Here is a 21,625-nt window from a genome sequence, read left to right as displayed (position 1 = left end):
CACGCTCCCACGAGGCTGACGGACATGACTGAGCAACGCATCCAACACGGCGGACTCGCAATCGCCAAATCCCTGTACGACCTGGTCAACAACGAGATCATCCCCGGCTCGGGTGTCGAAGCCGGCGACTTCTGGAGCCAGTTCGAACAGGTGATGACGCGCCTGAGCCCCAAGAACAAGGCGCTGCTCGCCACGCGCGACGACCTGCAGGCCCGCATCGATGCCTGGCACCGTGCCAACCCCGGTTTCGACAAGGCCGCCTACAAGGCCTTCCTGACCGAGATCGGCTACCTGGTGCCGGAAGGTGCCGACTTCAGCATCAGCACCGAGAACGTGGACGAGGAAATCGCCGTGCTCGCCGGTCCGCAGCTGGTGGTGCCGGTGCGCAATGCCCGTTATGCCCTCAATGCCGCCAACGCCCGTTGGGGCTCGCTGTACGACGCCCTCTACGGCTTCGACGTGATTGACGAAGCCGACGGTGCCGAAAAGGGCAAGGGCTACAACCCGGCCCGTGGCGCCAAGGTCATCGCCTATGCCCGCAACGTGCTCAACCAGACCTTCCCGCTGGCCGCCGGCTCGCACGTCGACGCCACCCGCTATGCGGTTGCCAACGGCCAGCTCGTGGTCAGCCTCAAGGATGGCAGCCAGTCCGGCCTCGCCAATCCGGCCCAGTTCGTCGGCTACACCGGCGATGCCGCCGCCCCGACCGGCGTGCTGCTGAAGAACAACGGCCTGCACATCGAGATCCAGGTCGATGCCAGCCACCATGTCGGCAAGGATGACCTGGCCGGCGTCAAGGACCTGCTGGTCGAGGCCGCCGTCACCACCATCCAGGATCTGGAAGACTCGGTTGCCGCCGTTGACGCCGAAGAGAAGGTCGAGGGCTACCGCAACTGGCTGGGCCTGGTCACCGGCACCCTCGAGGAGTCGTTCGAGAAGAACGGCAAGACCGTGGTGCGCCGCATGAACGCCGACCGCAGCTACACCAGCCCGCAGGGCGGCAGCTTCACGCTGCACGGCCGCTCCATGATGCTGCTGCGCAACGTCGGCCACCTGATGACCAACCCGGCCGTGCTGCTCAATGGCGAGGAAGTCTTCGAGGGCATCATGGATGCCCTGATCACTGCCCTGATCACCCGTCGCGTGCGCAACGACAAGGCCAACATCGCCCTGGTCAACTCGCGCACCGGCTCGACCTACATCGTCAAGCCCAAGATGCACGGCCCGGAAGAAGTCGCCTTCGCGGTCGAGCTCTTCGCCGCTGCCGAAGACGCCGTCGGCCTGCCGCGCAACACGCTGAAGATCGGCATCATGGATGAAGAGCGTCGCACCTCGGTGAACCTCAAGGAGTGCATCCGCCAGGCCAGCGAGCGCACCATCTTCATCAACACCGGCTTCATGGACCGTACCGGTGACGAGATCCACACCTCGATGGAAGCCGGCCCGGTGGTGCGCAAGGACGACGTCAAGAAGCAGGCCTGGATCGCTGCCTACGAGCGTCGCAACGTCTCCATCGGTCTCGCCTGCGGCCTGCAGGGTCGCGCCCAGATCGGCAAGGGCATGTGGCCCAAGCCCGACGAGATGAAGGAAATGGTCGCCACCAAGTCGGCCCACCCGAATGCCGGCGCCACCTGCGCCTGGGTGCCGAGCCCGACCGGTGCCGTGCTGCACGCGCTGCACTACCACCAGGTCAACGTGAAGGCCCGCCAGGACGAGCTCAAGCTGGTCGCCGGCGATCCGGTCGATGCCATCCTCAACCCGCCGCTGGCCGCCAACCCGGACTGGACGGACGCCGAGAAGCTGGCCGAGCTGGAAAACAACTGCCAGGGCATCCTCGGCTACGTGGTGCGCTGGGTCGACCTCGGCGTCGGCTGCTCCAAGGTGCCCGACATCAACAACGTCGGCCTCATGGAAGACCGTGCCACGCTGCGCATCTCCAGCCAGCATATCGCCAACTGGCTGCGTCATGGCGTGGTCTCGGCCGAGCTGGTCATGGACGTGATGAAGCGCATGGCCATCATCGTTGACCAGCAGAACGCCAGCGACCCGCTGTACACGCCGATGGCACCGGGCTTCGACGGACTCGCCTTCAAGGCGGCCTGCGAGCTGGTGTTCGACGGGTGCAAGCAGCCCAGCGGCTACACCGAGCCGGTGCTGCACCGCTCGCGTCTGCAGCTCAAGGCCGCTCGCGCCTGATCCGTTGTCCGCCGTCCCGCACGGCGGACCGTGATCGAGCAGAAAGCCGTCGCCCGGCAGCGGGCGGCGGCTTTTTTTTCGCCCCGGCCTCGCTTATGGTCGGTGCAGTGATGCCTTCGAGATGTCTTGTCATGACCCACAGCCAGCCCGGAATACTTGCCAGCCTGCCGGATCAGGCGCGCTACATCAGCCTGCAGCTTGCCGACACCGGCGATCTGGTCGCGGCACTGCGGCGTCTGCAGACGCTGGCTGACGGCAAGGCCACGGTCGTCGCCCTCGGGCAGGATGTGCTGCGGGCGCTGGGCCATGACATGCCCGGCCTGCGCGCCGGCCCGGTCATTCCCGGCAGCCTGGTGCCGATTCCCTGCCATCCGGTGTCCCTGTGGCTGTGGCTGCGCGGCAGCGATCGCGGCGAGCTGCTGCATCGCGAGCGTCAGCTGGTACAGGCACTGCAGCCGGCGTTCGCGCGTCATCACAGCGTCGAGGCCTTCCTGCACGAACAGGGCAGGGACCTGACCGGCTACGAGGACGGTACCGAGAATCCGCAGGGCGATGACATCGCCCGGGTGGCGACGGTGGCGGTTGGGGGCGGTGACGGTCTGGAAGGCTCCAGCTTTGTCGCGGTGCAGCAGTGGCTGCATGATTTCGAGGACTTCGACGCCATGTCGCCGACGGCACAGGACATGGCCATCGGCCGTCGTCGTGCTGACAACGAGGAGCTTGACGAGGCTCCGGACAGTGCCCACGTCAAGCGCACCGCGCAGGAGAGCTTCAGCCCGGAGGCCTTTGTCTGGCGCCGTTCCATGCCCTGGGTTGCCGGTCATCACGGCGGCCTGATGTTTGTCGCCTTCGGCAGTTCGCTGGATGCCTTCGAGGCCCAGCTGACACGCATGAGTGGCGCCGAGGACGGCATCGTCGACGCCCTGTTCCGCTTCAGCCGGCCAGTCAACGGCGCCTACCTCTGGTGCCCGCCGCTGCGTGACGCGCGCCTGGATCTCGCCCGCCTGGGATTGTGACTGTAGCAGAACTCCGGAGTCACGATTTCTGGTATAACACAGCTTGCAATACGACCTTGGTCCCAGTGCCATTTCAACAACAAGATGGAGCCTGTCATGAGCCGTTACGCCTCCCGATCCACCCTGCTGCATTGCTTCATGCTGTGGGCCGAAACCAGCCCGCGGCAGGTCTACATGACCCAGCCGATGCCGGGCGGACAAACCCTTGAAATCACCTGGGGCGAGGCTGCTGATCAGGTCAAGCGCGTTGCCAATCACATCAAGTCGCTGAATCTGCCGGCGCAATCCAGCATTGCCCTGCTGGGGCGCAACAGTGCGCACTGGATTCTTGCCGACCTCGCGATCTGGATGGCCGGCCACGTCACCGTGCCGCTGTACCCGACGCTGAACTGGGACACCGCCGAGTACGTGCTCGATCATGCCGAAGTCAAGCTGCTGATGATCGGCAAGATGGATGGCGTTGCCGACGGCTGGAACGACATCGGCCCGAACCTGCCGGAAGACCTGCCCAAGATCGGTCTGCCGCTGTGCCCGCGCAGCGACATCCCGCAGTGGAAGGACATCGTCGCCGGTACCGAACCGGTCAGCGAGGTGGTGCTGCCGGCCACCGACGCGCTCGCCACCATCGTCTACACCTCGGGCAGCACCGGTCGCCCGAAGGGCGTCATGCACAGTTTCGGCACCATGGTGTCGGTCGCCAACGCGCTGCGTGACACCTACAAGATCTCGCGCAACGAGCGGATGCTGTCCTACCTGCCGCTGGCCCACGTCGCCGAGCGTGCGGTGGTCGAGACCGCCTCGCTGTACTTCGGCTTCCAGGTGTTCTTTGCCGACAAGCTGGAAACCTTCCAGCAGGACCTGCAGCGCGCGCGTCCCACCGTGTTCTTCTCGGTGCCGCGTCTGTGGACCAAGTTCTACCTGGCCATCAACGAGAAGCTGCCGCCGTCCAAGCAGAAGGTGCTGTTCAACCTGCCCATCATTTCCACGCTGGTGAAGCGGAAGATTCTCAAGCAGCTGGGTCTGGACCAGGTGCGCCTGGCCATCACGGCATCGGCACCGCTGCCGCCGAACATCCTGCAGTGGTACCACGGCATCGGTCTGGAGCTGCTGGATGTCTACGGCATGTCCGAGAACTTCGGCTATTCGCACGGCTCGCGTCCGGGTGAGGTGCGCCCCGGCTATGTCGGCCACGCCAACCCCGGCGTGCAGTGCAAGATCGCCGACAACGGCGAAGTGCTGGTGAAGAGCCCGGGCCAGATGATGGGCTACTACAAGGCCCCGGAGAAGACCGCCGAAGACCTCACCGATGACGGCTTCCTGAAGACCGGTGACCGTGGCGAGATCGACGAGCAGGGCCGCCTCAAGATCACCGGCCGCGTCAAGGAGCTGTTCAAGTGCTCCAAGGGCAAGTACATCGCCCCGGTGCCCATCGAGCAGAAGCTCAACAACCACCCCAAGGTCGAAGTCATCTGCGTCACCGGCCCGGGTCAGCCGCAGCCGTTCGCGCTCTTCATGCTGTCGCTGGATGCCCAGGCCGAGCTCAAGGACGGCCGTCTCGACAAGGCCACGCTGACCGAGGAGTTCAAGTCCCTGCTGGCCAGCGTCAACGCCACCCTCGAGGACCACGAGAAGCTGGATTACGTCGTGGTGGTCAAGGACCAGTGGACCATGGACAACGGCTACCTGACGCCGACCATGAAGATCAAGCGCAACATCATCGAGGACCGCTATCTGCCGAACGCCGATGCCTGGCTGGCCATGCGTCAGAAAGTGGTCTGGGAGGACTGAGTCCGGCCGCCCCGTTCCTGGCGCTGTCTGGCGCACAGGGGCGGGGCGGTTGTCATCCCGGCGGGTGCGCCGTGATGGTTCCCGCGGAAAACAAAAAACCGGCTTTCGCCGGTTTTTTCATGCCACCTGCACGGGGTCAGCGCACACGGTAGGTGATGCGGCCCTTGGTCAGGTCATAAGGCGTCATTTCGACCTTGACCTGGTCACCCGTGAGAATGCGGATGTAGTGCTTGCGCATCTTGCCGGAGATGTGAGCGGTGACAATGTGACCGTTTTCCAGTTTGACGCGGAACATGGTGTTGGGCAGGGTATCGACGACAACACCATCAAATTCGATCTGATCTTCTTTCGACATGCAGCAAGGGCCTCGGGGGCAGTCAGTGGTAAAGGCAGAAGCAGGCTGCCCACAAAACCGCCGCATTGTGCATGAAAATCCTGGCGCTGGCAAAGGTCATCGAGCCAGCAGCCATTCGCCCTCGATCAGCAGCTCCAGCGGGCGGAATTGCGACTTGTAGCGCATGCGCGGCGCATGCCGCACCCAGTAGCCCAGGTAGAGATGGCCCAGGCCCTGGCGCCGGGTCTCGGCTATCTGCCAGAGAATGGCGTAGGTGCCGAGGCTGCGTGCGGTTTCCTGCGGATCATAGAAGGTGTAGACGGCAGACAGGCCGTCGTCGACGACATCGGTGACGGCGATCGCGACCAGCCGGCCGTCAATGCGGAATTCGGCGAAGAAGGTCTCGGACCAGTCACAGGTGAGAAACTCGCGATACTGCCGGGGTGTGGGCGGATACATGTCGCCGTCGCGGTGGCGACTGGCGATGTAGCGCGCGTAGAGGCTGTAGTGGGCTTCATCCCAGGCCGCCGGCACGCAGGTGACGGTGATGTCCTGGTTGCTTTTCCAGCAGCGCTTGTGGCTGCGGCTGGGCACGAACGAAGCCACCGGGATGCGCACCGAGATGCAGGCGCGGCAGCTCTCGCACTGCGGCCGGTACACGTAGTTGCCGCTGCGCCGGAAACCGAGCATGGACAGGTGACTGTAAAGCGCCGGGGTCATGTCCGACTCGGGGTCGGCAAACAGCGTCACCGCCTTGCGCTGCTCGAGATAGCTGCAGTCATGCGGCGAGGTGGTGAAGAACTTCAGTGAAGAGGCGCTGCTCATGACCCGGTCCCTTGAGACATCACCGGAAACCCCTCCTCGCGCAGGAGGGCCTCGGCATGATTCCACTGTGGCGCAGGCTGCTCAACAAGTCGAGTGACAAACGACAGATATCGTGTACGGGGGATGGTTGTCGCGCCCAGGCTGAGCAGATGCGGGTTGGGCAGCTGGCAGTCGAGCACGGGCCACTGCCAGCGGACGGCAAGACGCATCAAGGCCCAGAACGCCAGCTTGGAGGCATCGCTGGCATGACTGAACATGGATTCGCCGCAGAACAGGCCGCCGCAGTTGACGCCATAGAGGCCGCCGACCAGGGTGCCGTGCCGGTACACCGCGATGCAGTGCGCGAGACCCAGGTCATGCAGCTGGCGATAGGCCGCCTGCATGTCGGGGCTGATCCAGGTGCCTCCGGCGCCGGCACGGGGCCCGGCACAACCGGCCAGCACGGCGTCGAAGTCCCGGTCAACGGCCAGCATCCAGCCACTGCGACGACGCTGCTGACGCAGGCTGCGACTGGCGTCGAACTGCTCGGGGAAGATCACGCCGCGCGGGTCCGGTGACCACCAGAGCACCGGCTCGCCCTCGTTGTACCAGGGAAAGATGCCCTGCCGGTAGGCCGAGACCAGGCGGGCAGGGGAGAGATCGGCACCGGCCGCGAGCAGGCCGGCGGGCTCGGTCAGCGCCTGCCCGGGCGGAGGAAACGGGTCGTCAGCCTCCAGCCAGGGCAGATGGACCATGCCGGTCGACGCGCCTCAGTGGCCCAGCGCGTCCAGGTACTTCTCGGCATCGAGCGCGGCCATGCAGCCGGCACCCGCCGAGGTGATGGCCTGGCGGTAGACGTGGTCGGCAATGTCGCCGGCGGCGAACACGCCGGGCACGCTGGTGGCGGTGGCATTGCCCTCGCTGCCGCCCTTGACCGAGATGTAGCCGTTGGCCATGGCGAGCTGACCGGCAAAGATGTCCGAGTTCGGCTTGTGGCCGATGGCAATGAAGATGCCGGCCACCGGCACGATCTGCTCGTTGCCATCCACGGTGGAGCGCAGGCGGGCATTGCAGACGCCGGAGTCATCACCCAGCACTTCCTGCAGGGCGTGGTTCCAGATGATGCTGATCTTGCCGGCCTTTTCCTTCTCGAACAGGTGGTCCTGGAGGATCTTCTCGGACTTCAGCTTGTCACGGCGATGCACCAAGGTGACGTGTTCGGCGATGTTCGACAGGTACAGCGCCTCTTCCACGGCGGTGTTGCCGCCGCCGACCACCATGACGCGCTGGCCACGGTAGAAGAAGCCGTCGCAGGTGGCGCAGGCGCTGATGCCGCGACCCATGAAGGCGGTTTCCGACTCCAGGCCGAGGTACTGGGCCGAGGCACCGGTGGCGATGATCAGAGCGTCACAGGTGTATTCGGCGCTGTCGCCGCTGAGCACGAAGGGGCGCTGGTCGAGCTTGACGGCATTGATGTGGTCATAAACCACCTGGGTGCCGAAGCGCTCGGCATGGCGCTGCATGCGCTCCATCAGGGCCGGACCGGTGAGGCCTTCGACGTCGCCGGGCCAGTTGTCGACTTCCGTGGTGGTGGTGAGCTGGCCGCCGGCCTGCATGCCGGTGATGACCACCGGTTGCAGGTTGGCGCGCGCGGCGTAGACAGCGGCGGTGTAGCCGGCCGGACCGGAACCCAGGATGATCAGACGGTGGTGCACACTGGCCATGGAAACTCCGCGAATAAGGGTAAAAGACAGGCGATCAGTATAGCAGGGGCCATGCCAAGGTCGACGCTGACCGCTACAATGATCGCATTGATGATGAAGGAAAATGCCTGTGTCCGCGTCTCGACAACCCGCTGACGAAAATGCCGGCAACAAGCCCGGGCTGCGCGAGATCCGCACCCTGGTCTGGTTGCTGTTCGCCGGCTTCACTTTGCTGGCGCTCGCCAGCCATGATCCATCGGACAGCGCCTGGACGCGTGTCGGCAACGAGCCGGTGCGCAATGCCGGCGGCGTGCTCGGTGCCTGGATGGCCGATGTGCTGGGCTTTCTTCTGGGCGGCCTGGCCTGGGCCGTCCCCGCGCTGCTGATCTGGCGCGTGATGCTGCTCTGGCGCCAGCCGGCCGGTGCGCTGACCGGCCTGCGTCAGGCGCTGGCCTGGCTGATTGCCATGTTCTCGCTGGCAGCGCTGCTGCAGCTGCATTTCGTCACGCCGGGGCATGGTCTGGAAAATGCCGCCGGCGGCGTGCTGGGGCAGACCCTGGGCATGGCCATGTGGCGCTACACCGGCATCATGGGCAGCTCGCTGATCCTGATCACGGTATTCCTGCTGTCCGTGACGCTGGCCAGCGGCCTGTCCTGGTCGTGGCTGCTGCAGCGCATCGGCAGCGGCCTGTGGCTGGCCGCGACCGGGCTCTGGTCCATGGCCAGACCGGCGGCGGGGGAGGTCGGCAATCGCCTGAAGAACACCGTGGCCGAAGGCTGGGAGCAGCACCAGGCCGCCCGCTCGGCAGCCGCTGCCGAACGTGCCGACAAGGCCGTGGCGGCCGCCGCTGCGCCGCAATCCGTGCCGGCTGCCCCGTCGGCGACACCGGCCGTTCGCATCGAGCCCACACTGTCGTCGGGCAGTTTCGCGCCCGTGATGCCGCAGGCACAGGCCATGCCGATGGCCGCACCGGTTGCCGCATCTGTCGTGCCAGCGCCGGTGTCGTCCGGCCTGCCGGCTGCCATGCCCGTTGACCACGACGCCAGTGATGACGACCTGCCCTGGGACACTGACGAGCCGTCGGCTCCGCGTGCGCCAACCGTGGTCGTGCCCTCGGCTGCGGGTATTGCGGCTGGCGCGGCAGCGGTCACGGCCTCAGGCATCGCGATCGCGCCGCTGGGCAGCGTGCAGCCGGCCAGTGCCACCCCGGCAGCGGTCACGCCACGACCGACCGCCAAGCCGGTGATCCAGCGCATCAGTGACGGCTCAACACTGCCCAGCCTGGCCTTGCTGGATGCGCCCGAGCCGCGCGGCAAGAAGGGCTACACGGTCGAGACCCTGGAGGCCATGTCGCGCCTGCTCGAGATCAAGCTCAAGGAATTCAACGTCGACGCCACCGTGGTCGCGGTGCAGCCCGGTCCGGTCATCACGCGCTTCGAGATCCAGCCGGCCGCCGGGGTCAAGGTCGCGCGCATCACCAACATCGCCAAGGATCTGGCACGTGCCATGGCCATGGTGTCGGTGCGCGTGGTCGAGGTCATCCCGGGCAAGTCCGTGGTCGGCATCGAGGTGCCCAACCAGGACCGCGAGATGGTGCGTCTGTCCGAGATCCTGTCGTCGCAGGCCTTCGCCTCGCGCCCGAGCCCGCTGACGCTGGCGCTGGGCAAGGACATCGCCGGCAACCCCATCGTCTCCGACCTGGCGCGCATGCCTCACCTGCTGGTCGCCGGCACCACCGGCTCGGGCAAGTCGGTGGGTGTAAACGCCATGATCCTTTCCATGCTGTTCAAGGCCACGCCGGCCGAGCTGCGCCTGATCATGATCGACCCCAAGATGCTGGAGCTGTCGGTCTACGACAAGATTCCGCACCTGCTGACTCCCGTGGTCACCGACATGAAGGATGCCGCCAACGCGCTGCGCTGGTGCGTGGCCGAGATGGAGCGCCGCTACAAGCTGATGTCCAAGCTCGGCGTGCGCAACCTCGAGGGCTACAACAAGAAGGTGGCCGAGGCCATCGCCGCCGGCGAGCCGATCAAGGACCCGCTCTGGCGCCCGGGCGAGGACATCTTCCAGGAAGAGGCCGCCGACCTCGGCAAGCTGCCCTTCATCGTGGTCATCATCGACGAGTTCGCCGACATGATCATGATCGTCGGCAAGAAGGTCGAGGAGCTGATCGCGCGCATCGCGCAGAAGGCGCGTGCCGCCGGCATCCACCTGATCCTGGCCACGCAGCGCCCGTCGGTGGACGTCATCACCGGCCTGATCAAGGCCAACGTGCCGACCCGCATCGCCTTCCAGGTCAGCTCGCGCATCGACTCGCGCACCATCCTCGACCAGGGTGGCGCCGAAATGCTGCTGGGTCACGGTGACATGCTGTTCCTGCCGCCTGGCACCAGCCTCACGGAACGTGTTCACGGTGCCTTTGTCAGCGACGACGAGGTTCACCGCGTTTGTGGTGACTGGCGCAGTCGCGGAGAGCCGGACTACATCGACGAGATTCTCGAAGGCAGCCTCGAAGTCACCGACAGCGGTGGCAAGAGTGGCGGCTTCGGAGGCTTCGACGATGTCGGCGGTGATCCGGAACAGGACGCGCTCTATGACGAAGCGGTGTCCTTTGTGCTGGAGACGAGACGTCCGTCGATCTCGTTCGTGCAGCGCAAGTTCAAGATCGGCTACAACCGCGCTGCCCGCCTGATCGAGGCAATGGAGAACGCGGGTGTGGTGTCGCCGATGCAGAGCAATGGCCAGCGTGAAGTCATGGTACCGAGCCGCAACGAATGAGGGGAGAACCCCAGGTGAATGCTGACTTTACGCTGTTCCGCCGTGTTTCCCTGATCGCCGTGCTGGCGATCGCGCTGCCCGCTGCCGCCCATGCGGCGGCGGCAGACGCCAGTGCTGCCCTGGCGCAACGCCTGAAAAGCCTGAACACCTTCCAGGCCGATTTCACCCAGACCAGCCAGCAGACCGGCAAGGCGCCCACCGTGGTCACCGGCAGCCTGAGCCTGAGCAAGCCGGGCCTGTTCCGCTGGGCCGTGCACCAGCCCTATCAGCAGTTGATCGTCTCGGATGGCAAGGAGGTGAGGGTGCATGACCCTGACCTGATGCAGATGACCATACGCCCGCTCGGCAAGGACATGGGCCAGACCCCGGCGCTGCTGCTCTCCGGCGATGCCAAGCTGCTGCAGCAGCAGTTCCGCGTCAGCGAGAAGAAGCGCCTGCTGCAGACCGAATACCAGCTCACGCCACGTGCCAAGGATGCGCTGTTCGCCTCCGTGAGCCTGCAGTTCAAGGGCAAGACACCGACCGTGATGCGGCTCAAGGACAGCCTCGGCCAGCAGACCCTGATCGAGTTCCGCAATCTGCGCCTGAACACCACGCTGGCGCCGTCGCTGTTCCGCTTCGAACCGCCCAAGGGCACCGACATCATCCGCGAATGAGACCGGCAACGACGACAGGTCAGGAGGCAGACCATGCGTGACACGCCCTGGCAGCCCCTGGCGGCACGCCTGCGCCCGTCCAGCCTGGACGAGTACGTGGGGCAGCAGCACCTGCTGGCGCGTGGCCGGCCGCTGCGCGAGGCGCTGGAGAACGGCCAGCTGCACTCCATGATCCTGTGGGGGCCGCCCGGCGTCGGCAAGACCACGCTGGCGCGGCTGATGTGCAGTGCCTGTGATGCCCGCTTCCTGGCCCTGTCGGCGGTGCTGTCGGGGGTCAAGGAGATCCGCGCCGCCATCGAGGAGGCGCAGTTCTACCGCCAGAGCGGTCAGCGCACCGTGCTCTTCGTCGATGAGGTGCACCGCTTCAACAAGTCGCAGCAGGACGCCTTTCTGCCCCATGTCGAGGACGGCACGCTGATCTTCATCGGTGCCACCACCGAGAACCCGTCCTTCGAGCTCAACCAAGCGCTGCTGTCGCGCGCCCGTGTCTACGTGTTGAAGTCGCTGGCACCTGAAGACCTGCAGGGCCTGCTGCAGCATGCCTGCAACGATGCGCGCGGCCTGGCGGAGCGTGATGCCCGCTTCACGGACACCGAGCTCAAGGCCATTGCCCATGCTGCCGATGGCGATGCGCGCCGCGCGCTGAACCTGCTGGAGCTGGCCGCCGACCTCGCCGAGGCCGGTGACGGCACGCTGGGCGAGGCGGGTCTTGCCGAGGTGCTGCAAGGCAGCCTGCGCCGCTTTGACAAGGGCGGCGACGACTTCTATGACCAGATCTCGGCACTGCACAAGTCGGTGCGCGGATCCGACCCCGATGCCGCGCTGTACTGGCTGTGCCGCATGCTCGACGGCGGCGCCGACCCGTACTACCTGGCTCGACGCATCATCCGCATGGCCTGGGAAGACATCGGCCTCGCCGACCCGCGCGCCTTGCAGATCGCCAACGACGCGGCCCAGACCTACGAGCGCCTGGGCAAGCCCGAAGGCGAACTGGCGCTGGGCCAGGCGGTGATCTACCTCGCCGTGGCCGCCAAGAGCAACGCCGGCTACAACGCCTACAACGCGGCACGCGCCTTTGTCGCCAAGGACAGCAGCCGCGAGGTGCCGGTGCATCTGCGCAACGCCCCGACCAAGCTGATGAAGGAGCTGGGCTACGGCCACGCCTACCGTTACGCGCATGACGAGCCGCATGCCTATGCAGCGGGCGAGCGCTACCTGCCTGAAGACATGCCGGAACCACGCTGGTACCAGCCGGTGCCACGCGGGCTGGAGATCAAGATCGGCGACAAGCTGGTGTTTCTGCGGAAGCTGGACAAGGAGGCGGGGAAGGGGTGAGACCCCGTTCGGTTGATTGGCGAAAGCCGACAATCTGAACTTCACTTCATGTCATGAGCGCCCTGGCAATTGTGGCCGCCGGGGCTCGGGTGTATCCTGAAAGATACGAGCATGCCATGAAGACCATCCTCACAACGGACGTGTTCGATGACTGGTTCGCGGGCTTGCGCGACCTGATCGCAGTCCACCGCATTCAGATGCGTATCGACCGTGCCGAATAGGGTCACTTCGGCGACTGCAAACCAGTCGGCGAAGGTGTTTCAGAGATGCGTATTCACCATGGCCCCGGTTACCGGTTGTATTTCGTGCAGCGTGGGCGGGAAGTCGTGATTCTGCTGGCCGGCGGCGACAAATCCACACAGCGCCGTGATATCAGGAGCGCGCTAGAGCTGGCGCGACAACTTTGAAAGAGGCTGACATGGGCACCATCAAACTGCGCAAGTGGGACAGTGCCGAATACCTCAAGACCGAGGAAGACATGGTGATGTATCTGCAAGCCTGTCTGGAGGAGGCGGGGGATGATGCCGCCTTCATCGCCAAGGCGCTGGGCGTGATCGCTCGAGCGAAGGGCATGACAGGCCTGGCTCGCGATACCGGGCTTGGCCGGGAAAGCCTTTACAAGGCGCTGTCGGAAGAAGGCAACCCCAGCTTCGCGACCATCCTCAAGGTCAGTCAGGCGTTGGGACTGCGGTGGACTGTTGTGGCGGCTTGAGGTGACTGCTGCCGCAATTGGTTGGGTTTTCTACGACAATTAAATCAGGATGGGATCCAGATCCGTAAGCGCCGAAGTCCGACCAGATTATTTCAGTCATCGGCTCATGCGAGAACATGCAGTCTTCCCCGACTGAAAGCAGCCAAGGGCATGCTGAGGGCGTTTAACGCCTGAATTAAGCCGCGCCGCGAAGCGGCGTCGGCTTGAATGAATTGTTAGACAAGGGCTTCACTTGCTGGAGATAAATGTGTCACGAGCTATGTTGCCAATGATGTTCGTGGTGACGGAATCAAACGTTGCCCCAACAATCCCCCCGACTAGCGGTATTGCTTTGCCAAGATTGACGGCCCCCTTTTCTCCGAACTTTGTTAGAAGCCTAAACCCTACTTTTTGGTTTATGGCTGTTATGGTCTTTCCACTCACGTTCTTAATTGCATTCTCTGTAAGCTTCCTGCCCACAACGATGCCAATGTCCTTCATTATGTCCTTGGCTGCATTGCCGGTCAGGCATGTATAAACTAGAGCCTTTACTCGGTCATCTTTCAGGTCGTGACCGCCGAGGTGTGCAATGGCAGCGATCATGCGAATCTGGACATACATGACGCTAGCGATATTGGCTGGGATAGTTACGGGCATCACAATGATGCCGCCAAGGCCAGTCAGGAACCCAGACGTTCCGGCCTTTGTGTTTTGCCAACGGATCAATGAGTTGGCTTGATCTATCTTTGACCCCTCCACCTTCATGTAGCTCTCGGCGATTTCGCTCGCCGAATCCATGCCAGCTACGCCATTGACTGCCTTGTCATACGCAAAGTCCAGTGCGCGCATGATCGCGCCTTCCGTCAAGCCTTTCGACACACTTGCCCCCTTGTCTAACTTAAATTCGACCGCAGTGATGCGGTATAAAAAACATGACTGGCGGTATAAAGCAGAAAGTCTGATGAAATATCCAAGCCCATCAACCCCTTGGAAAAACACGCACAGCACTCCCTGCCAACACCTGCCGCAAATCCACTGCCACCGAGCATGCCATCGCCACCACGCCCGCAACAGCTCCGTCCGACAGGCTGCCACGCGCACGGCAACCCGAGTACAGCAGCACCCATCCGGCCCGCTTCTCGACTATCATTGTCACATCACCATTCCACACCGTTTCAAGGACCTCCCTCCATGCTGGACCCGAAACTGCTGCGCCATGACCATGCCTCCGTTTCTGCCGCACTGGCCAAGCGCCATGTCGCCTTCGACAGCGAGGTCTGGACCGCGCTGGAGGCCCGTCGCCGCGATCTGCAGGTCGAGACCGAGCGTCTGCAGGGCGAGCGCAACGCCGGCTCCAAGCGCTTCGGCATGGCCAAGAAGGCGGGCGAAAACACCGATGCGCTGCAGGCCGAAATGACCGCCATCAACACGCGTCTGGCCGAGGTCGAGCAGGCCCTGGCAGCGGTGCAGGCAGAATGGCAGACGCTGGCCCTGGCGGTGCCCAATCTGCCTCACGACAGCGTGCCGGCCGGCAAGGGCGAGGATGACAACGTCGAGGTGCGGCGCTGGGGCACGCCCGGTGAATACGCCTTCGAGGCGCGCGATCACGTCGATCTCGGCGAGGTGCTGGGCATGGATTTCGACCGTGCCAGCAAGCTCTCCGGCGCGCGTTTCACCGTGCTCAGGGGCGATCTCGCACGTCTGCATCGCGGCCTGACCCAGTTCATGCTTGACATGCACACGCGCCAGCATGGCTACGAGGAGCTCTACGTTCCCTATCTGGTCAATGCCGACAGCCTGCAGGGCACCGGCCAGCTGCCCAAGTTCGCCGATGACCTGTTCAAGCTGCAGGGCGAGCGTGAGCTGTACCTGATTCCGACCGCCGAGGTGCCGGTGACCAACCTGCACCGCGACGAGATCCTGCCGGCCGCCGATCTGCCGCGCCGCTATGTCGCGCACACGCCGTGCTTCCGCAGCGAGGCCGGCTCCTACGGCCGCGATACCCGCGGCATGATCCGTCAGCACCAGTTCGAGAAGGTCGAACTGGTGCAGTTCGTGCGTCCCGAGGAGTCCGATGCCGCGCTGGAGACCCTGACCGGCCATGCCGAGGCCGTGCTGCAGGCGCTGGAGCTGCCGTATCGGGTCATGCTGCTGTGCGGTGGCGACATGGGCTTCTCGGCCTGCAAGACCTACGACCTCGAGGTCTGGCTGCCGGGGCAGGGCAAGTACCGCGAGATTTCCTCCTGCTCGAATTTCGGCAGCTTCCAGGCGCGCCGTCTGCAGGCCCGCTACCGTCATCCGGACACCGGCAAGCCGGATCTGCTGCACACCCTCAACGGCTCCGGCCTGGCGGTCGGCCGCACCCTGGTGGCGGTGCTGGAAAACGGCCAGCAGGCCGACGGCAGCATCCGCATTCCGGCCGCACTGCAGCCCTATGTCGGCGGTCTGACCCAGCTCAGCTCGGTGCGGAGCTGATTCATGGAAACCTTGCCGCTGGGGTTCCGACTGCAGGACAGACCCTGCCTGGTGGTCGGCGGCGGCGACATCGCCGCACGCAAGGCCTCGCTGGTGCTGCGCGCCGGTGCGCGGGTGACGCTGGTCGCGCCCGAGGTGCTGCCATCCCTGCGTGCCGACATCAAGGCACAGGGCGGCACGGTGCAGCTGCGTCGCTTCCAGGAAGATGACGTCGTCGGCAACGTGCTGGTCATTGCCGCCACCAGCGACGAGGCGGTCAATGCCGCCGTGTCGCAGGCTTGCCAGGCCCGCAGCATCCCGGTCAACGTGGTCGATGCGCCGGCGCTGTGCACGGTCATCTTCCCGGCCATCATCGATCGCTCGCCACTGCTCATCGGCATCTCCAGCAATGGCGTGTCGCCGGTGCTGGCGCGACGTCTGCGCGGCAGGATCGAGTCGCTGATTCCTGCGGCCTACGGTCGTCTCGCCAGCCTGCTGGGCGAATTCCGCAAGCAGGCCAAGCAGCACTTTCCCGATGCCTCGGCACGTCGCCAGTTCTGGGAGTCGGTGCTGGACGGTCCGCTGCCCGAGCTGGTGTTCGGCGGCCGTGAGGCCGAAGCGCGCCAGCAACTGGCCGGACTGCTGGAGAATCCGGCAAAGCCGCCCTCCGGCGAGGTCTACCTGGTCGGCGCCGGGCCCGGCGACCCGGACCTGCTCACCTTCAAGGCGCTGCGTCTGATGCAGCAGGCCGATGTCGTGGTCTATGACCGTCTGGTGAGCGCGCCCATTCTGGATCTCTGCCGCCGTGATGCCGACCGGATCTATGTCGGCAAGGCGAGGGCGGATCACGCCCTGCCGCAGGAAGACATCAACGGCCTGCTGGTGCGTCTGGCGCGCGAGGGCAAGCGCGTCTGCCGTCTCAAGGGCGGTGACCCGTTCATCTTCGGCCGTGGCGGCGAAGAGATCGAGGAACTGGCCGATGCCGGCATTCCGTTCCAGGTCGTGCCCGGCATCACCGCCGCCAGTGGCTGTGCGGCGTATTCCGGCATTCCGCTGACGCACCGTAACCATGCCCAGTCGGTACGCTTCGTCACCGGCCATCTCAAGGACGGCACCCCGGATCTGCCCTGGGCAGAGCTGGTGCATCCCAACCAGACGCTGGTGCTGTACATGGGTCTGGTCAGTCTCGGCCCGATCCGTGAGCAGCTGCTGGCGCACGGCCTGCCGATCAGCACGCCGGTCGCGATGATCTCGCGTGGCACCACGCCTCAGCAGCAGGTCGTCACGGGCACCCTGCAGGACATCACCGACAAGCTGGCAGCCACGCCGCTGCCGGCACCGACGCTGATCATCGTTGGCGACGTGGTGACGCTGCGCGAGCGACTGAACTGGTTCCGCGACTAGTCCGCCACCTGCAATTCACGCGCCCGCGTGAACACGTAACGCAGCTTTTCATACTCGAACGGCGAGTTGAGCTGGCCGTAATTCAGCGGCACCGCCTCGCGGGTATCGACCACGCGCAGCGCGATCAGATAGGGCTGTTCGGCCTGCAAGGTGGCGGCGCCAAGCAGGTCTATGGCGCTCTCGATGTTGATGTCGACAACCTGGCCGCCGGCATCCCGGACATTCGACGGTCCCAGCAGCGGCAGCATCAGGAACGGGCCGGACGGCACGCCATAGAAGCCCAGGGTCTGGCCGAAGTCTTCGCTTTGCCGCGCCAGGCCGAGCCGGGTCGCCGGATCCCAGAGCCCGGCAATGCCCACTGTGGTGTTGAGCAGCAGGCGGGCGCCGGTGCTGCCGCTGCGCACGATCTTGCCCTGCAGCACGCTGTTGACCAGGTTGCTGACATCGCCCAGGTTGGCGAACACGTTGCGCACGCCGCTGCGCACCGGCGCGGGCACGAAGAACCGGTAGTAGCGCATGGTAGGCACCAGCACGCGCTGGTCCAGCTGCAGATTGAGCAGGTACATGCGCCGGTTGAACGGCTCCAGCGGGTCATGCACCTTGAGCGCCTTGAGCGTGGCGCGCTCGAAGCGGTCCGGTGCGCCGTCGATCTGGTGGAAGCGCAGCGAGGCGACAGGGTTGCTGAAGCCTTCGTCATGGCTGGCCGGTGCTGTCGTCGCTGCCGCCAGCGCCAGACCGGAGGCGAGCAGGGCAGGGATGCCGATGCCGGCAAGGCAGAGCTTATTCATGGAAGAACGCCAGCATGTCCGCCACGTTGCGGCGGTAGTTCATGTTGCCCAGGTGCCCGCCTGACGGGTACACGGTGAGCCGGTCGGCAAACACCGCGCGCAGCCAGGCCAGATCGCCGGGCACCAGGATCAGGTCGTCGGCATTGGTCATCACCGCAATGCGCGGATTGTCACGCAGGTGCTCCTCGATAGCCGCCAGTCCGGTTTCCTCGATCAGGGACTTGATGTCTTCACCGTCAAAGCGCTTGCGCCAGAACGGCAGCAGCTGGGTCCGGATGTAGCAGTTGAAGTTGCATTGCAGCGCCTGCGCGAAATACGGCGTCAGCGAGGTACCGTTGGTCAGGCGCTTGCCGGGCGGCACGATGAGGCCGCGCTGATTGACCAGGTCCGAGGTGAACACGATGTCGGAGGCGGCAAAGCGGAAGACCGTGCCGATCAGCATGGCCATTTCCTCGTTGGTCAGGCCCTGTTCCGACTGCTGGAACTCGTAGAGCATGGCGGCATCCAGACGCAGTCCGCCTCGGTCCCGGAAAAACGTCGCCAGCTTGCTGAAAATATGATCATAGAAGGTCTGCGTGTCACTGACGCCACGCACCGAGACATTGACCAGCTTGTCAAGCTGGCCCACCGATGCGAACAGGTTCACCGGCGGATTTATCATCAAAACCCGTTTGAAATCAAACACCTGATTGATGCTGTCGAGCTGGCTAACAAAGCCGGCATGGAGTCCGCCCAGGCTGTAGCCGGTGAGCAGATAGCGCGTGACCTCGACATCCGGATGCCTGTTGCGGATTTCCTGCATGACGCGGTAGAGATCGCGTGCGTCCTCGCGGCTGAAACCCGGCGTGGCGAAGCGCGAAGCCGCCGACATGAAGTCGTAGCTGGTCGGCGATGACAGCTGCACGACGTGATAGCCGGCCTGATAGTAGACGCGCTTGAGAAACTCCATGCTGCCGGCCGCGTAGTCGCTGCCGGTGCCGGCAATGATGAAGATCAGCGGCGCGGCCTGATGCTGGCGCGCCAGCCGGTACTTGAATTTCTTCACGGCCCAGAATTCGTCAGGCAGCGTGAACTCGCGGTCCGGATGCAGCGATAGGCTGAAGTCGCTCTGGTCGATGAACTTGTCCTGCGGCAGATCCTGCGGCTGCAGCGGAGCCGGCGTGGTCGCGATGGTGGCGACAAAGGGATTGCTCAGCGGAAAGCCGTAGCTGGCAGCATCCACAGCGATGGCATGCGCGGGTGCCGAGAGCCAGAACAGGCTGGCAGCCACCACGACACTCATCCTGGAAAACATGCTATTTAACATAATATAAATTATACGCACTCATGTGGAGGACTTCCCAACCGGTGTCGCGGCCGCCTCGGGCTTGTTCATTGCCCCCAGCAAGGCGCCCAGAAAGACCAGTACGGTGCCCAGTGCCGATCCGGCAGAAAGCGCTTCGCCCAGCACCGGAATCGCCAGCAGCACGCCGACCACCGGCACACCCGACATCATGATCACCACGCGAACGCTGCCGAGCAGCTCGACGGCGCGTGCATAGGTCCACATGGCGACACAGACCACCACGAAGCCCTGGAAGAACGCCTGCAGACCGATTTCCGCATACGAGGCCTGAGCCAGCTGACTGGGCAGGAACAGCAGGAAAACCGGCAGATAGATCAGTGCCGAGAACGCCGACACGCCCAGCGTCACGTCAAAGGCACGCACGCGCCAGACCTTGAGCAGCACCGTGAACAGCGACCAGACGGCACTGGCGCCAAGCAGGCAGAGATCGCCGCTGAGCGTGCTTGCCGAGGACGCAGCCGGCGCATGCTGGCTGAACAGCAAGGTCAGCACGCCGGAAAGAATCAGCACCAGACCCAGCACGCGCGTGCGGCCGGGACGTTCGCCAAGCAGGAAGAACGCCAGCACCGAGGTGAAGAACGGCAGCATGCCGGAGATCAGCACGGCGCCGTGGCTGGCCGGTGCCGACTCGAAGCCCAGATACGCCAGCAAGGGATAGAAGATGCCGGCCAGCATGGCGAAGCTGAGTGACTGGTACCAGCGCAGCTGACGCAGGGCCGGTCGCAGCAGACGCGGCAGCCACCACGGAGACAGCACCAGCGCGGCCGTGGCAATGCGCAAGGCGGAGATGTCGAAGGCCGTCAGCGTGCTTTCCGCGCCCAGCCGTGACACCACGACAAAGCTCGACCAGATCAGCAGCGTCACGGCCGCGTAGAGAAATCCGGTATCACTGGCGGGTGCGGACGACGACATGACGGGTTCCTGCCGGCGAGCCCATGTCGCCTCAAGCTGCCTTTTACCATGTGGCGTCCGGACTGACGAGTCGCATGCCGTCCGGATGGCGTTTCCGCGGGCGACAGGTAGACTGCGATGACTCCAGCCATGCGATGACCGATGTGACCGCCCTCGCCTCGCCACCTGCTCCCGACACCCGCAACCCGGCCTTGCGCTTTGTCCTTGTCACCGTGTTCATCGACATGCTTGGCATCGGTCTCATGCTGCCCGTGCTGCCCGGTCTTGTCGGCGAGCTGGTCGACAGTCCCGATCAGCAGGCCTATGCCTACGGCCTGCTGATGATGGTGTTCGGGCTCGTGCAGTTCCTCGCCATGCCCTTGCTGGGTGCGCTCAGTGACCGTTACGGCCGGCGTCCGGTGCTGCTGCTGTCGATTGCCGGTCTCGGCTTCAGTTATCTCGTGTCAGCCACCACGACATCGCTGGTGGTGCTGATTCTCGCGCGTCTGGTCAGCGGTGCCACCAGTGCCTGCATGACCGTCGCCAATGCCTATGCCGCCGACATCCTGCCACCGTCCCAACGCAGCAAGGGCTTCGGTGCCATCGGTGCGGCCTTCGGTCTCGGCTTCATCATCGGACCGGTGCTGGGTGGCGTGCTTGCCACCAGCGGCGACATCCGGCTGCCGTTCTGGGTCGCCGCCGGCATGTCGCTGGTCAATGCCGTCTACGGCTGGTGGCTGCTGCCCGAGTCGCTGCCGCGCGAGCAACGCCGGCCGATCCAGTGGAAACAGGCCAACCCGGTCGGCGCGCTGACGCATCTGCGCTCGCTGCATGGTGTCGGTCCCTTGCTGGTGATCTATGCCCTGGTGCTGCTGGCTCAGTGGATCATGCACACCACCTGGGTGCTCTACACCACCTTCCGCTTCCAGTGGACGCCCGCCGACAACGGCTATGCCCTGTGCCTGGTCGGCCTCATGGCGGTACTTGCCCAGGGCGTGCTGCTCGGCGGACTGGTCAAGCGCTGGGGCGAGGTCAGCCTGGCACGACGTGCCATCCTGTCCGCCTGCCTGGCATCGATTGCCTATGGCTCGGTACCCGAAGGCTGGATGCTCTATGTCCTGATCGTGCTCAACATGCTGGCCTTCACTGCAACGCCGGCACTGCAGGCCGTGGTCTCGCATGCCGCACCGGCGCATGAGCAGGGCCTGACCCAGGGCGCGCTCAACAGCATTGCCAGCCTCTGCACCGTGGTCGCGCCGCTGATCGGCACGCCACTGCTGGGTCTGGCAGCCAGCCTGCCGGCGGATGACTGGCGCCTGGGTGGCACGTTCTATGTCAGTGCCGTGCTGCAGGCGGTCGCGCTGGTGCTGATCCTGCGTTACCGGCCGGCACCACGTCACGATGACCTGCCGCCGGTACAGGCGAGTGTCTGACAATC

At 64.8% G+C, this 21,625-nt stretch carries 17 protein-coding genes and 3 pseudogenes; 12 read left to right on the top strand and 8 right to left on the bottom strand.

Going from position 1 to position 21,625, the window contains the following annotated elements; translation table 11 throughout:
- The first annotated feature begins 24 nt into the window (after positions 1-24).
- The 3 genes from F595_RS0105995 to F595_RS0105985 all read left to right on the top strand — a co-directional run bounded on the left by F595_RS0105995 (position 25) and on the right by F595_RS0105985 (position 5,000).
- Positions 25-2,196 carry a malate synthase G gene (locus F595_RS0105995; RefSeq protein WP_022955967.1) on the top strand — a complete coding sequence of 724 codons (2,172 nt, stop codon included), beginning with the start codon at positions 25-27 and terminating at the stop codon, positions 2,194-2,196.
- A gap of 131 nt (positions 2,197-2,327) precedes the next feature.
- A complete protein-coding gene (locus F595_RS0105990; RefSeq protein WP_022955966.1) occupies positions 2,328-3,212 on the top strand; it encodes a Dyp-type peroxidase in 885 nt (294 codons plus the stop codon).
- A 96-nt stretch (positions 3,213-3,308) separates the two neighbouring features.
- Entirely contained in the window at positions 3,309-5,000 is a 1,692-nt protein-coding gene (locus F595_RS0105985) for an AMP-binding protein (protein WP_022955965.1), read from the top strand.
- Positions 5,001-5,136: 136 nt separating this feature from the next.
- On the opposite strand, the gene infA is transcribed toward F595_RS0105985, so the two are convergent.
- The 4 genes from infA to trxB all read right to left on the bottom strand — a co-directional run bounded on the left by infA (position 5,137) and on the right by trxB (position 7,862).
- On the bottom strand, positions 5,137-5,355 hold the full coding sequence (infA, locus tag F595_RS0105980; RefSeq protein ID WP_022955964.1) for a translation initiation factor IF-1: 219 nt from the start codon (positions 5,353-5,355) through the stop codon (positions 5,137-5,139).
- Between the two features lie 96 nt (positions 5,356-5,451).
- Positions 5,452-6,159, bottom strand: coding sequence for an arginyltransferase (locus F595_RS0105975; RefSeq protein ID WP_022955963.1), 708 nt, complete (start codon positions 6,157-6,159; stop codon positions 5,452-5,454).
- Positions 6,156-6,893 (bottom strand): leucyl/phenylalanyl-tRNA--protein transferase, encoded by a 738-nt coding sequence (aat, locus tag F595_RS0105970; RefSeq protein ID WP_022955962.1) that lies wholly within the window; start codon positions 6,891-6,893, stop codon positions 6,156-6,158. Before aat ends, F595_RS0105975 begins: the two co-directional genes overlap by 4 nt.
- A 15-nt stretch (positions 6,894-6,908) precedes the next feature.
- Complete coding sequence (gene trxB, locus F595_RS0105965) at positions 6,909-7,862, bottom strand: thioredoxin-disulfide reductase (protein WP_022955961.1); 954 nt, start codon at positions 7,860-7,862, stop codon at positions 6,909-6,911.
- A 103-nt stretch (positions 7,863-7,965) separates the two neighbouring features.
- Between trxB and F595_RS14990 the strand changes: the two are divergent.
- The 6 genes and pseudogenes from F595_RS14990 to F595_RS0105940 all read left to right on the top strand — a co-directional run.
- A pseudogene (locus F595_RS14990) lies at positions 7,966-8,511 on the top strand (DNA translocase FtsK 4TM domain-containing protein); the annotation flags it as partial.
- A gap of 597 nt (positions 8,512-9,108) precedes the next feature.
- A pseudogene (locus F595_RS14985) lies at positions 9,109-10,623 on the top strand (DNA translocase FtsK); the annotation flags it as partial.
- A gap of 14 nt (positions 10,624-10,637) precedes the next feature.
- The gene (lolA, locus tag F595_RS0105955) at positions 10,638-11,279 is read left to right on the top strand and encodes an outer membrane lipoprotein chaperone LolA (RefSeq protein WP_022955959.1); all 642 of its coding nucleotides are present in this window, start codon (positions 10,638-10,640) and stop codon (positions 11,277-11,279) included.
- Between the two features lie 33 nt (positions 11,280-11,312).
- Positions 11,313-12,614 carry a replication-associated recombination protein A gene (locus F595_RS0105950; protein WP_022955958.1) on the top strand — a complete coding sequence of 434 codons (1,302 nt, stop codon included), beginning with the start codon at positions 11,313-11,315 and terminating at the stop codon, positions 12,612-12,614.
- Positions 12,615-12,730: 116 nt separating this feature from the next.
- Positions 12,731-13,021: pseudogene (locus F595_RS13025) on the top strand (type II toxin-antitoxin system RelE/ParE family toxin).
- An 11-nt stretch (positions 13,022-13,032) separates the two neighbouring features.
- Positions 13,033-13,326, top strand: a complete 294-nt coding sequence (locus F595_RS0105940) for an addiction module antidote protein (RefSeq protein ID WP_026913283.1) — start codon at positions 13,033-13,035, stop codon at positions 13,324-13,326.
- A gap of 228 nt (positions 13,327-13,554) precedes the next feature.
- On the opposite strand, the gene F595_RS0105935 is transcribed toward F595_RS0105940, so the two are convergent.
- Entirely contained in the window at positions 13,555-14,304 is a 750-nt protein-coding gene (locus tag F595_RS0105935; RefSeq protein WP_022955956.1) for an EcsC family protein, read from the bottom strand.
- A gap of 192 nt (positions 14,305-14,496) precedes the next feature.
- Here F595_RS0105935 and serS point away from each other — a divergent pair, with 192 nt between their 5' ends.
- A complete protein-coding gene (serS, locus tag F595_RS0105930; RefSeq protein WP_022955955.1) occupies positions 14,497-15,780 on the top strand; it encodes a serine--tRNA ligase in 1,284 nt (427 codons plus the stop codon).
- A 3-nt stretch (positions 15,781-15,783) separates the two neighbouring features.
- The gene (cysG, locus tag F595_RS0105925; protein WP_022955954.1) at positions 15,784-17,163 is read left to right on the top strand and encodes a siroheme synthase CysG; all 1,380 of its coding nucleotides are present in this window, start codon (positions 15,784-15,786) and stop codon (positions 17,161-17,163) included.
- Here cysG and F595_RS0105920 read toward each other — a convergent pair.
- From F595_RS0105920 to F595_RS0105910, 3 genes are read right to left on the bottom strand one after another with little or no spacing between them, the layout of a single operon-like run.
- Positions 17,160-17,951 carry an MlaA family lipoprotein gene (locus tag F595_RS0105920; RefSeq protein ID WP_022955953.1) on the bottom strand — a complete coding sequence of 264 codons (792 nt, stop codon included), beginning with the start codon at positions 17,949-17,951 and terminating at the stop codon, positions 17,160-17,162. The genes cysG and F595_RS0105920 overlap by 4 nt on opposite strands.
- Positions 17,944-19,257 carry an alpha/beta fold hydrolase family protein gene (locus F595_RS0105915; protein WP_040568143.1) on the bottom strand — a complete coding sequence of 438 codons (1,314 nt, stop codon included), beginning with the start codon at positions 19,255-19,257 and terminating at the stop codon, positions 17,944-17,946. Before F595_RS0105915 ends, F595_RS0105920 begins: the two co-directional genes overlap by 8 nt.
- Before the next feature lie 18 nt (positions 19,258-19,275).
- The gene (locus tag F595_RS0105910; protein WP_022955951.1) at positions 19,276-20,208 is read right to left on the bottom strand and encodes a DMT family transporter; all 933 of its coding nucleotides are present in this window, start codon (positions 20,206-20,208) and stop codon (positions 19,276-19,278) included.
- Between the two features lie 134 nt (positions 20,209-20,342).
- Between F595_RS0105910 and F595_RS13020 the strand changes: the two genes are divergently transcribed.
- Entirely contained in the window at positions 20,343-21,620 is a 1,278-nt protein-coding gene (locus tag F595_RS13020) for a TCR/Tet family MFS transporter (RefSeq protein ID WP_022955950.1), read from the top strand.
- Positions 21,621-21,625 lie beyond the last annotated feature (5 nt).

Origin of the sequence: Perlucidibaca piscinae DSM 21586 (assembly GCF_000420045.1) — a bacterium.
Classification (GTDB): domain Bacteria; phylum Pseudomonadota; class Gammaproteobacteria; order Pseudomonadales; family Moraxellaceae; genus Perlucidibaca; species Perlucidibaca piscinae.
This window is presented reverse-complemented; position numbering and strand designations above follow the sequence as displayed.